Source organism: Oceanobacter sp. ABM4_470 (genome assembly GCF_056158645.1).
This window is the reverse complement of the sequence record NZ_JBSWTR010000001.1, coordinates 3015750-3027835: the sequence shown is the minus strand read 5'-3', so window position 1 is coordinate 3027835 and position 12086 is coordinate 3015750. Positions and strand designations below refer to the sequence as shown.

Annotated in this window: 12 protein-coding genes and 1 tRNA gene; 3 read left to right on the top strand and 10 right to left on the bottom strand. The window is 57.1% G+C overall.

Features of this window, described 5'->3' with window-relative positions; all coding sequences use genetic code 11:
• Positions 1-28: 28 nt before the first annotated feature.
• The 6 genes from ACXADJ_RS13440 to ACXADJ_RS13415 all read right to left on the bottom strand — a co-directional run bounded on the left by ACXADJ_RS13440 (position 29) and on the right by ACXADJ_RS13415 (position 3111).
• Entirely contained in the window at positions 29-274 is a 246-nt protein-coding gene (locus ACXADJ_RS13440; RefSeq protein ID WP_475066720.1) for a hypothetical protein, read from the bottom strand.
• Positions 275-434: 160 nt separating this feature from the next.
• Positions 435-1733, bottom strand: coding sequence for an MFS transporter (locus ACXADJ_RS13435; RefSeq protein ID WP_475066718.1), 1299 nt, complete (start codon positions 1731-1733; stop codon positions 435-437).
• A 117-nt stretch (positions 1734-1850) separates the two neighbouring features.
• Complete coding sequence (locus ACXADJ_RS13430) at positions 1851-2366, bottom strand: M48 metallopeptidase family protein (protein WP_475066716.1); 516 nt, start codon at positions 2364-2366, stop codon at positions 1851-1853.
• Between the two features lie 43 nt (positions 2367-2409).
• Positions 2410-2637, bottom strand: coding sequence for a hypothetical protein (locus ACXADJ_RS13425; protein WP_475066714.1), 228 nt, complete (start codon positions 2635-2637; stop codon positions 2410-2412).
• An 11-nt stretch (positions 2638-2648) separates the two neighbouring features.
• Positions 2649-2807, bottom strand: a complete 159-nt coding sequence (locus ACXADJ_RS13420) for a hypothetical protein (protein WP_475066712.1) — start codon at positions 2805-2807, stop codon at positions 2649-2651.
• Positions 2808-2874: 67 nt separating this feature from the next.
• On the bottom strand, positions 2875-3111 hold the full coding sequence (locus tag ACXADJ_RS13415) for an alcohol dehydrogenase catalytic domain-containing protein (RefSeq protein WP_475066710.1): 237 nt from the start codon (positions 3109-3111) through the stop codon (positions 2875-2877).
• A 345-nt stretch (positions 3112-3456) separates the two neighbouring features.
• Here ACXADJ_RS13415 and ACXADJ_RS13410 point away from each other — a divergent pair.
• Positions 3457-3533, top strand: a tRNA-Arg gene (locus ACXADJ_RS13410).
• A 331-nt stretch (positions 3534-3864) separates the two neighbouring features.
• Here ACXADJ_RS13410 and ACXADJ_RS13405 read toward each other — a convergent pair.
• Complete coding sequence (locus ACXADJ_RS13405) at positions 3865-4806, bottom strand: phosphorothioated DNA-binding restriction endonuclease (RefSeq protein WP_475066708.1); 942 nt, start codon at positions 4804-4806, stop codon at positions 3865-3867.
• Between the two features lie 138 nt (positions 4807-4944).
• On the opposite strand from ACXADJ_RS13405, the gene ACXADJ_RS13400 reads away from it, so the two are divergent.
• Both ACXADJ_RS13400 and ACXADJ_RS13395 read left to right on the top strand, forming a co-directional pair.
• Entirely contained in the window at positions 4945-6972 is a 2028-nt protein-coding gene (locus tag ACXADJ_RS13400) for a sensor histidine kinase (RefSeq protein ID WP_475066705.1), read from the top strand.
• A 34-nt stretch (positions 6973-7006) separates the two neighbouring features.
• Positions 7007-7453: a response regulator gene (locus ACXADJ_RS13395; protein ID WP_475066704.1), complete on the top strand. Its 447-nt coding sequence runs from the start codon at positions 7007-7009 to the stop codon at positions 7451-7453.
• Between the two features lie 26 nt (positions 7454-7479).
• On the opposite strand, the gene ACXADJ_RS13390 is transcribed toward ACXADJ_RS13395, so the two are convergent.
• The 3 genes from ACXADJ_RS13390 to ACXADJ_RS13380 all read right to left on the bottom strand — a co-directional run bounded on the left by ACXADJ_RS13390 (position 7480) and on the right by ACXADJ_RS13380 (position 12024).
• Positions 7480-8196 (bottom strand): sarcosine oxidase subunit gamma family protein, encoded by a 717-nt coding sequence (locus tag ACXADJ_RS13390; protein WP_475066702.1) that lies wholly within the window; start codon positions 8194-8196, stop codon positions 7480-7482.
• 391 nt (positions 8197-8587) lie between these two features.
• Complete coding sequence (locus tag ACXADJ_RS13385) at positions 8588-11647, bottom strand: FAD-dependent oxidoreductase (protein ID WP_475066700.1); 3060 nt, start codon at positions 11645-11647, stop codon at positions 8588-8590.
• On the bottom strand, positions 11644-12024 hold the full coding sequence (locus tag ACXADJ_RS13380; RefSeq protein ID WP_475066698.1) for a sarcosine oxidase subunit delta: 381 nt from the start codon (positions 12022-12024) through the stop codon (positions 11644-11646). The genes ACXADJ_RS13385 and ACXADJ_RS13380 overlap by 4 nt, the downstream gene beginning before the upstream one ends.
• Positions 12025-12086: the final 62 nt, after the last annotated feature.

Genomic DNA, 12086 nt, shown 5'->3' with positions numbered 1-12086 from the left:
GGTGATGCGACAGGTGATGCAGCGGTGATTACTCTTTGACAGAACAGGCCAGCAGCACCCGTTTGGCATCGGGCAGCACCATGCCTTCGTGTTGAACCAGTAGCTGTTCAGCCCAACGACACAGCTCAGCCTGCTGGGCAGCGTTGGCTTGTTGTTGCCGCGTCGTCACGGCGGCCAATACCGCGTCGGCGTCCGCGGTGGCAGGCAGATTCAGCCCTTGGTCAATCAGTTGACTGATCAGGTCGTCCAGATCCAGCAGGTCGACAATCATCATGGGCATTACCTCGGCGGTGCATCAGGAAAAGAAACGAGTAAACGAAGAAACCATAAAGACAACGCCACTGCGCTGCCAAAAGCGACCGCTGGCGTTCCCTTTGCGAAATCTGCTTTTCCGGGTTATTGAGCTGACTGCCGGCTAGCGAGCCTATCGTTTGCTATCGAGTAATAGCCACGCTTGCATACTGTGGGTTTTCAATGGCCCGACGAAAGCCGATCGCCAGCCACGCCAGAGCGCCCAGCAGAGCGCTGGTGGTAAAGCTGGTTTGCACGCTGAAATGGTCAACCAGCACACCGCCCAATGCCGCACCGACCAGAATGGCCGCCTGAATGGAGGCCACCATGATGCTGCCGGCGGCTTCCGGCATGTGTTGGGCATGGCGCGACAACCAGGCCATCCAGGCGATCGACAGCGCGGTATTACAAATGCCCCACACCGCGAGCAGCATGGCCGTCAGTGGCAGTATGTCCGGTTTGACCAGCAGGCCCAGAGTCACCAGCGCCATCACCACAGGCAGTGCCCGCAGCAGTCCGATCAAGCGGGTTTGCGACAGCTTGCCGCCAAGCCAGGTGCCGATAAACCCACAACAGCCGAGCACCAGCAGCAATACCGACAACTGGTTCGCCGTGGTATGGGCGTGTTGCTCCAGAAATGGCCGTAGGTAAGTGAACATCGAAAACGCCGAGGCAAATGCCAGAATCACCGCCAGAATTCCCCGGCCAAACCAGCGTTCGCGCATCAGCGCCCACAGGCTGGCGAACGATTGCTTTTGCTCCGTGGGCATTGATGGCAGCGCGTACGACAACCACAGCAGGTTCACCAATGTCAGTGGCACCAGCCCCCAGAACACACCGCGCCAGCCGATGATGTCGCCAAAATAGCTTCCTAGCGGCGCGGCAAACGCCGCCGCAACGGACTGCCCGGTAAACATCACCGCCAGTGCCTTCGATACCCGGTTGGCTGGCACCAAACGCATAATCACCGCGGTGCCCAAGGCCCAAAAACCACCAACGCACACCCCCAGTAGTGCCCGAGCGGCCATCAGCAAGGCAAAGTTGGACGCCGTTGCCACCATAACCAGCGACACCAGCAAACACGCACTCATGGCCAGCAATACGCCTTTGCGGTTCAAGCACCCGGCAACGGTGGACATCAGCAAGCTGGAGATCACAGCAAACAAACCACTGACAGAAATGGCCTGGCCGGTTTGCCCTTCCGAAGCGTTCAGACCGGCAGCCATCGGGGTGAGCAAACTGACAGGCATAAACTCCGAGGCAATCAGCAAGGCCACACACATCGACATGGCAATGACCGCGCTCCAGGCGGGCGCTGTCTCGGTGCTATTTGGTGCTTTATCTGTGGGTGCTCTTGTGGGGGTAAGGGGAGAAGGCTCCGGAGAAGTGGTGCCGGACGACGCTGGGTGATGAGAAGCTGGGTGATGAGAAGCTTTGGCCATTCAGAATCCTTGAAAGAGAACGTAATGGCATCACTTTACGGAGCTGTCATTCATGGAAAAACCAGCTGCCGTTTCTTCTCATAATGAATAGTTTGCATGAGTAGGTAGAACTTCGGCTTATCCCCACAGCTCGCCGTATTCGTCCTTGTGGCACAGGTAGAGTCGCAAATCGAACTCCAGCTGGAAGTAATCCGGCTCCATATACGTGCACAGCTTGTAGAAAGCCTTGTTGTGTTCTTTCTCGCGAAGATGCGCCAGTTCATGTACCAGAATCATGCGTAACAGGGGTTCCGGCACTCGTCGGAACATCGACGAAATCCTCACCTCATTCTTGGCTTTCAGCTTGTTGCCCTGCACCCGCGACACATAGCTATGCAGCCCCAGCGCGTTGTTGATGACGTGAATCTTGTCGTCGTAAATCACCTTGCTGATCGGCGCCGAGCTGCGCATGAATTCATTCTTGAGATCCTGCGCGTACACATACAGGGCTTTTTCGGAGGCCAGATCGTGCGGGCGAGGGTACTTCTTCAATAGCAGCTCGCCGGTCTTGTTGGCTTGCAGCAACGCCAGCGCCTGGCGTTGCAGTTCCGGGCTGTAGCCCTTGAGGTAAGAGAGCAGGCGGGTGGAGTTCATGAGATCACAGAGGGTCCGGGCAAAATGGCAAACAGGTTCAAGGTTACAGCAACTGTTGAATCGCCCCAATGCTGAACAGCGACAGCGGTAACGACAGCAAAATGGTCAGCGCAATGTCGTCGGCAGGCCCTTGGTGATACTGCGCCATGGCGTGGCTGATGACGGCCACCGGCATCGCCGCCAGAATCACAAAAATCAGATAATCCCGATAGGCCATCGGCCAGCCAGAAAACACCAACGCTGCGATCATAGCGCCGGCGATGGTACGCAACAGCGCCAATCTCAGCGGCCGCTGCCAACTCCCTGTTGCATCAGCATCAAGGGCAGCGTGATCTGCCCCAGCGTCGACAGTGTATCCAGTGCCGGTTTTGGCAGTTTCAGATCCAGTGCCAATAAGGTCAGGGCAATCACCATGCTGACGATTGGCGGATTCTTCAGCAAGGTAGCGGGCCGCTGTCGTCTAACAGTGGCGAGAACGTACTGCAGTGGGCGTTGCTGGGGCGTGGCATCATGTTGCGCTTATGGGATAAACGCCAGCCAAATAACCGACTTTGAATCGGGTGACATCACTACCAACCGCCGTTACCCGGCCGACAATCTCATGGCCCGGCCCCATCGGGTAGTTGTAAAACCCAAAGTCATTCTTTACCTGATGCAAATCCGAGTGGCAGATACCGCAATACAAAATATCGAACTGCACATCGTCAGACTGCAAATCGCGGCGTCGGATGTTCAGCAGGTGCATGGGTTCAGCGCTGTTAACCGTGCCAATGGCTTTGATTTCAAATGGTATTCAAATTTCCTCCAGAACAGGACTCAAAGCAGAACAGCAACTGTCTGCATGAGGGTGATGAAAAGACCGTACGCCTGAAGTGGTTTATTGATTAGCTGGGGTAATTCGGCAGGGCTGGTGAGGAAAATTCATGAAACCCTGAGGAGCGACCCGGTTACAGGGAGGGAACAGGGCGCTGTCCTCCGGAGGCGAGGTTCGGTTGATCATCGCTATCGGTTTCAATTGTGAGCTTTTACCACGTTACATCACTAGTCAACGCCCGGTAACGTGGGTACAATGCGCGCCTTGCGAAAGCATCCGCCCGTAGCTCAGCTGGATAGAGCGTCGCCCTCCGGAGGCGAAGGTCAGAGGTTCGAATCCTCTCGGGCGGGCCATTTCTTTGATGTGTCCGAAGCGTCCTGCTTCAAATACCTCTCCTCTGAATTTGAACACACCGTTTAGCCCGAGATGGACGAGAGCCTCTGCCAGGTTCGATTCGTAACGAGCTTGCGAGTGGAAAAAACATCGGAGCTTGCGACGATGGCCCGAAGGGCGAAAGTAATCCTCTCGGGCGGGCCATTTCTACGGCCGCTCTGGCGATAGTATCCACTAACATACATCTCTCGGTGACCAAGCAGTGACCATCCCGTGTCCACGGTTTTCGTGACTGATTTGTTGGTAGGCGTGGGTTTGACCTTTATTCTCCTTCTCGGAAATATTCAAAAATCACAACGGCAACGCAGGCCCCCTAAACACACCACCAAGCCTGGATTCGCGGTGCCAGCGAATATGCTCGATATTAGGCTTCGGTTGGCCGGGCATTGGGCTTCGAATCGGCTTTCCATGTAGGGCTCTGATGCGATCAAGGGCGCTGCCAGAGCCGCTGAATTCCTGCGATACCAGTACCCGGCAGTCGTCGGTTAACGTCCAAATGCCGCGGTCGTAAAGTTGATGCAGGGTTGGCTCCAGCGCCAGGCCGTTGTCGACGCTGTCAGGGCCTTCAAAGCTGTGAGCTCTGACGTGTGCGGCCTCACACCCAATGGCAACACCGCCGATGCTTAGTTGGAAGTCGCTGACGGCGCAGCGGTAGTCGTAGGCTTTCAATACATCGCGGCGGAAGTGGCTTGCGCGGTAGCGTTTGGCGGCGCTGGTGGAGTCTTGTACTCCTGCGGCGGTGTTCGACGGTGAGCTACTCAGTGCAAATGGTGCGGGGATATCCAGTTCGCATTGGGTCAGTACATCGTCCCAGGTCGATTCAAAAAAGTGTTCCTCTAACACCAGCCAGGCGATGCTGGTGAGCGCACTGTCGTCGGTATCCAGCCAATGAAGCACATCGGAGCTGAAGCTGGCAGTGGACTGGCGATAAGCTTTGATGGTGTGTTCAGAGCCCAGTTTCTCAAGGTCGTGAATATCCCAAAAGCCGTCCGACTTCAGGTGCCACCACGGCTTGGTCGGGTTGGGAGCGCTTTTTATCGGCGGTGCCCAGCATCGCAACAACTGAGTCAGGGGTTGTTCAATGTCAGCAAAACGAACGATGTGTCGACCTTGCTGATATTGAGCCAGCGCCAGCAAGATCAGTAGCGGCTTGTGCGGTGCACGCTTACCGCCAACCTGAGCGGTTTTAAGCTGTTTGATGCGGTGCAGGATGGTACTACTGTGGTCTGTCATCCGGTACGTCACTTCCCTGTGTTGTTTGCGTTGCTGACTGGCGGGCATATTAAATCATGGGGATGCGCTTTGCGGCTGGATTTTTCCGGTGTTGCCCTTTAGCGTTGAGCCATCCCTCCTTAGCCAAGACGCTTTCTTATGCCAAAAATCTTATTGATCGCCGTTGCCCTGGCGCTGGGCGTGTGTGTGCTGGTGTTGCTGAGTCTGGTTGGCTATGTCGTCGGTATTGAGGCCTTGTATCGGCCGCTGGCTGACGGGGTGGCGACGCATCCTCTAACGGCGTTGACGCTGTTGGGCTGTGGTGTGGCGGTGTTGTTGGAGTGTGTTCCGGTAGCTCGTTCGACGGTTTCGGACAAGCAAGCATTGAGTCTTGCAGCGGCGCGGGGACTGGCGTTTGCGGCCTTGCTGGTGGCGCTGGTGCGCTTGCTCGAGGATGTTTCCGGCACCGTTATTCTGCATGCCATTACGCCGTTTCAGCAGCTGGTGGATGATGAGCTGGCGGCGGGTAAGTCGAATGCGATGGGGGCCAATACGGCGATCACCATGATGCTGGTAGCTGCGTCGTTATTGATGCGTTCATTCGGCCATGCGCGGATGTCCCAGTTGTGGGCGTTCGGGTCGTTGTTTTTTCCGGTGACGTCACTGGCGGGGTATTCCTACGGCTTGCAGGGTTTTTATGGCGAAATGTCTCCCATCACGTGTTTGCTGACGTTGTGGATGGGTCTGGCCTGCTTATTTCTAACAGCCGATAGTTGGGTGATGAATGTGCTGCTGGGCAACACCAGTGTGTCGCGGGTCGGGCAGATTCAGTTAATAGCCAGTTTGTTGTTCCCGTTGGTGGTGGGGTATGGCGTGTTGTTCTCCCAAACCCGAGACGTATCAAGTTTGTTTGCTATCGTAATGGTGGCGTTTATGTGGTTTAGCGTAACGCTGACTTCCTATTCCATGTTGCGTTTACGGCGTTTCGAAGATGATCTGAACAGCACTATCCAGCAGTTGGGGGTCAGCGAGTCGCAGTTTCGGGATCTGTTTGAATGTTCGCCCGTTGCCACTTTGTTGTTGGATAAGAAAAACCGGGTGGTGTCGTCGAACCAGGAAGCGGAAAAGCTGTTCGATACCCCGCGTGACGAACTGCACAACATGTCGGTCGACAGCCTGGTGCCTGATGGCAAGCCGTTCATTCGTGATGCCGCTTCCAGCGAGCAGCAGGCAGAATCTGATTCCGGCCACGATTCTGATCCTGATAATGATCAGACGAACAGCCATAAGAGCCAGCAGCGACTGGTGGCAACGGCGCGCAGCGGGACGCAAATTCCGGTTGAGGTAAGCCATACGCCCATCGATACCCTGGATGGCCAGCAAACCCTGTTGGCGATCAGCGACCGCACCGAGGTTCAGTACCATCTCGATGGGCTTGAACGCAGTAACAAGGAGCTGGATCAGTTTGCCTATATTGCTTCTCACGATTTGCGGGCGCCGTTGCGGGCAATCACCAGCCTGGCTCGCTTTATTGAGGAAGACCTGGGAGACCACTTGCAAGGCGAAACCGCCGAGCATTTCAGCTTGCTGAAAGGTCGGGTCCAGCGTATGGATATGTTGCTGAATGATCTGCTGGAATATTCCCGTGTTGGGCGTATGGCATCCAAGCCGGAATGGCTGGATCTGGACGATGTCATTGATGGCTTGCGACAGCTGTATTTGCCCGACAACCGCTTTACCATCGAGGTGCTGGGTAACACCCGTCAGGTGTTCGCGGCCCGGCCTCAGTTTGAGCTGGTGGCGCGTAATTTGTTGATGAACTCGGTCAAGCACCACCATCTCGATGTCGGTCATATCCGGGTGTGGGTGGAACCGGCGGACGATGTGACTTGTGTGTATGTCGCCGATGACGGTCCTGGCATTGAGCCGAAGTTCCGTCAGAAAGTATTCGAAATATTCACCACCCTGAAACCACGTGATGAAGTGGAGGGCAGCGGCATGGGATTGGCTCTGGTGGCCAAGTCGATGCAACTGGCCGGTGGCTCTGTAGAGGTTGTGGACAAGTTATGTCCATTTTCGATGGTGTCGCAGGTTGAATCGGTTCACAATGGATCAGATTCACAGGAAAACTCCGAGCAATCAGGCACTACGTTCTGTTTGCAGTACCCTAATCACGCGCCTGTCTAAATGGCAGGTGCTTTCGCCAAGGTAGCCGCCAAAGATGGCTGTACGTCAGATGGAAACACGATCTTCTCCAGCGATTTTGCTGGTCGACGATGACGATATCGATCGACTGGCGGTACGTCGTTGCTTGCGTAAGGTGGCGTTGGAAAACAGTCTGATTGAAGCCCGCGATGGCGTTGAGGCGTTGGAGCATCTGCAGGCGGACGAAGGTGTTTGGCCTGCGCTGATCCTGTTGGACATCAACATGCCACGGATGAACGGCCTGGAATTCTTACAGGCGTTGCGTGAAGACGTGGCGCTAAAGCGAGCGCCGGTGTTTGTGCTGAGTACGTCTGATAACGCTTGCGATATGGCCGCTGCCTACGATCATCTGGTTGCCGGCTATTTGTTGAAACAAGACGTACTGTCGGATGACAGCCGCCTTGCCGAACTGGTGTCCAGTTACACCAGCAATGTTGCCTGGCCAGACAAACCGGATGCCTGACCCGTAATTGAGTTCAATAGCCGGGTTCAGCCGTTAGTTAATACATCCAGGCCAACGGCACCGCCGTCAAATTCTTGCACGGCATCCATCAACACCGTCCATAAATAGTCGCTGGACGCGATATCACACAAAATCGACACCGCAGCCAGCCCGTTAATTTCCTGACGAACCAGAATGGCATTGATACGGGCGATCGAGGTCTGGGCAATGCTACCCACCGGAAATACTGACTCGCGCATGTCAACGGCACTGAGCTTGGACAGAATCTCGCCAGTGTTTACGCCTGTCAGCATCAGCCAGGCGTGGGAGTCCTTGCAGAACAGCGGGTAGCAGGCGTTTGGAGTGTCGGCCATATCGGTTGGCAAGCTCTCGATGGCCTTGCCCAGATCGTTGGGGTTTGCCAGCAGCCAGTACTCGGTTTTGCTGAGGCGCAGTACCCAGTTACCTTCTGAACAGGCGGTCGCCATGTTGGGCTTCAGCGGAATCGGGTATTCCATCGACGACAGCCAGTCGGCTGTGCCTGCACCACGGAAACCGGTGTGGGGCAGCATGCTGAGCTCCAGTACGCCGCCGTTGCGGGCTCGTTCTTCATCGTTGTGATCAACGCGGCTGACCACCGTAGCACCGGAAGCGGTGGTGACCGTTTGTGCTTGCGCCAGGCGGCGGTAGTTGGCGCTGCGGGCGATGTCTTGCTCCGCCCAGTCTACGTGGGCCGGTTGTTCGGTTTTGTACAGTTCAGACATGGGTGTCTCCTGCTTGTTAAATGTTGCTGTTGGGCGGGGCCCAACCTACGTTATTGGGTTGGCGACGCCGGTTGCATGCGGGTTTCGGGAATGAATTCCCTCCTACAAGAAACCTGTAGGATGTTTTACACACGGACTTTGCGCCCTCTTCACCGCGCCTTGAGGTTCGCCCAATGGCTCTGCTGTTTTGCAGGGCCGACCGGCATGGATGCCGGGAGAGCCGACTCTGGACATGGATGTCCAGTGGAGGCGGCCCGTCGCAAAACAGCAGCGACATTGGAGATAGCGAACCGGTAGCGCAAAGCGGAGGGGGGCCTTGCCTCTTGGGAGGTAAGACCTCCCAAGAGGCAAACGGTAATCGCGTAGTCATGTCGTGTAGACACGGCGCTCCTCACATCTCCTGCCGCTTCTGTTCCTTATCGAAGAACGGCAATTCAACCACTTCGGCCATCACCATCTGGCCGCCATCAACCCGTATCGGTATCAGGCTGCCCGGTTGCGATTGGTCGCCTTTGACGCCATAGCCCACGTACGCCATGCCAATCACGGCGTCGACGGTGGGGGAGTATTCACAGGAGGTGACGTTGCCGGTGATGTCGGCACCTGCGAGGTTTTCCGCCAGCACAATGTGGCCTTCTTCCGGTTTGGTGCCTTTGCCAACAACGCTGGATGGCAGTTTGAAGCCCACCAGTTTGCGGCTTTGTGGCCGCTTCATCACGATGTCGACGGCACGTTTGCCGTTGAAGTACGGCTTTTTATTGCTCACCGCCCAGCCCAGGTCCAGTTCGCCCGGATGGCTCATGCCGTCGGTGTCCTGGCTGATGATGATGTGGCCTTTTTCCAGTCGCAGCAGACGCTGGGTTTCGACCCCAAAGGGTTTGATATCGAACGCCTGTCCGGCATTCATCAGCAGGTCCCACAGGGCTTCGCCGTAGCGTGTCGGTACGTGAATTTCGTAGCCCAACTCGCCAACAAAACCAACCCGCAGCAGGCGAGCTGGAATGCTGCGTTCAGGCTGGCCGTTTTTCGCAGGCACCTTGATGCTGCCTTCATGACAGGCCAGATACGGGAAGCCTTCCGGGCTGAGGTCCAGGTCGGTCAGCTGTTCCAGCACCTTGCGGGAGTCTGGGCCTGCCAGGTTGACTGCGGCAAAGGCGGCGCTGACGTTGGCAATGTCGACCTGCAAACGCCACTGGGTATTCCAGAAGGTCATCAGGCGGTACACCGCATCCACGCCGGAGGTGGTGGCGGTGACGTAGTAGTGGTCGTCGGCAAAGCGACAGGCGACACCGTCGTCGACCACCACGCCCTGATCGCTGGTCAGAATGGCGTAACGGGTTTTGCCAACCGGCTGTTTGAGGAAACCGAAGGTGTAGATGCGGTTCATCAGCTCGGCGGCATCCGGGCCACGCACTTCAATGCCGCCCAGGGTCGATACGTCGATCAGGCCGACTTTCGAGCGCACATGGAGGGACTCGGCTTCAATGCAGGCGTTGCGAATGGCCTTGGCTTTCGGGTTCAGTGGGCTGCCTTCTGGCCCTGTCAGCAGTTGTCCGGCTGGTGGATAAAAGCCCGGACGTGCCCATGCACCGGCAGGAATCATTTTGGCACCCAGCCCAACATGGCGGTGGTGCATGGCGGTCTGACGGTACGGATCAAAATTACGACCCGCCATATACGCCAGTTTCTCCGGGGTAAAGGGTGGTCGCGCGGTGGTAACACCCGTTTCAGTGACATTGCGGTCGGTTGCCTTGGCGACCAGACGGGCAGTCGGCAGTGCCGAGTGACGGCCCTGGCTTGGCCCCATACCGACGGTCGAGAAACGCTTTACCAGCTGCACATCACGGTAGCCCATGCGGGTGGCGTTGATGATGTCCTTGGCTTGCAGGTCTTCGTCGAAATCAACGAAATCCTTGCCCTTGGGATGCTTGAAGATTGGCCACTCGAAGTTGACCAACTTGCCGCACTCTACCGGCTGTTCGATGGCATCGCTCAGGCCCAGCAAACGCAGGGCCTTGATGGCGGCTTGTTCACCATCGGCGACAACCTGTTTCAGGCCGTGCTTGGCATTTACTGAACCGGCAATGTGCAGGTTGTCTGGCAGGTTGCTGATGTTGAATTCGGCGCGCTGGTCGTCGTACGACAACTGGCCACCCGCCTGACACAGCAGCTGATAGGCGGGCATGTAGCCTGCGCTCATGCACAGCAGGTCGCAGCGGATGGTGTCGCCCACTGGAGCCACTTCGCCCTTGCCGGTAATCAGGCGTACATCAACGCCTTCCAGATGCTGGTGCCCCAAGGCCTCGTATACGGTGTAGCCGGTGCGGATTGGAATACCGGCTTGTTCGACCTGTTTCGCCAGCGGGCTGTTAGCGCGGGAAGCGCGGCTTTCGCGCATGTCGAGCAGAGCTTTTACCTTGACGCCCTGGGCATGCAGCGCCAGCGCGGTCAGGTAGCCGTCGTCGTTGCCGGTCAGTACCACGGCGTTGTTGCCAGGTTTGACGGCGTACAGTTTCATCATGCGCATGGCGGCGGATGACATCACCACACCGGGAATGTCGTTACCGCGGAATACCACGTGTTGTTCGTAGCTGCCGGTGGCCATGATGCACTGCTTCGAGCGTACCTTGAACAGGCGCTTGCCTTGCAGCACGGGCAGCCAGTTATCGGCAAACCAGGCGTTGCACACGGCGTTGGTCATCACGCTGATATTGGCATGCGACTGAATCCGGTGGATCAGCTCCCGACGCAGGGCTTCGGGGTCGGATACGTCGTCAAAATCGGCGTAGGCGAGGGCGCCGCCCAGAATCGGGTTTTCTTCCAGCAGCAGCACGTCAGCACCGCCGTCAGCGGCTTTCAAGGCGGCGCTCATGCCCGCTGGGCCCGCACCAACCACCACCAGGTCGTGATGAAGGAATTGCTTGTCGTAGTATTCCGGTTTGAAGTCGAGGTCGGCGATGCCAAGGCCGGCTTTTTCACGGATTTTCTTTTCCCACCATTCCCAGATGCCCTTCGGCTTGTAAAAGGCCTTGTAGTAGAAGCCCACCGGCATAAAGCGGCCAAAGTGATTAAGGATGGCGTCCTTGTCTTTCGCCAGCGAGCCGTTGACGTTCTGGGCGGTTACTACCATGTCGCTGGTGGCGCTGATGCGGTCGGCCAGCACGTTGGGTTCGCTCGGCAATTGCACCAGTGAGTTGGCATCGTGGCCAGCCATGGTCAGCGGACCACGCGGGCGGTGGTATTTGAACGAACGGGACCACATCCAGAAATTGTTGGCCAGTAAGGCGCTGCCAATGGTGTCGCCCTGGTAGCCACGAATGCTCTGGCCTTCAAACTGGAATTCCACCGTGTGTTTGCGGTCCAGCATCAGTCCCATGGGTTCTGGCAGGCGCTGCTGGCTCATGTGGCCGGCGGTGGCGTAAGGCACGCTGGAGGCGGAAGCGGTACTCATTCGGTGACTCCTTCGGACTCGGGTTTGGCTGCAGCGCTGTTGCTGGCGCTGACGGTTTCCGCTGGGGTTGTGGTGCCGGTGTTGGTTTCAGTGTTGGCAGTGGCCGGTGTTACTGAAAACGCCGGATCTTCCGACGGGTCGTAGGTGGCCAGAATCTTGTCGGTTACCCGGTGACGCTCGGCAATAAACCAGTAGCCGGAAGCCACGTGATACCACCATTCCTTGGCCACACCGGTGCCGTTGTAGGCGTAAAACGTGTGTTCGGCCCACTCCTTGTCGGGGGCGTTATCCACATCCGGCAGTTCGGTGACTTCGCCGCCGTAAACGAATTCGCTGATGTTGCGTGGCCCGTTAAGCGGGCAATTCATGATTTTCATAGTGATCCTCCAGCTGGGAGCGCGGATGGCGCATCCACCCTCAAAGCGGGCCAGCGGCCCGC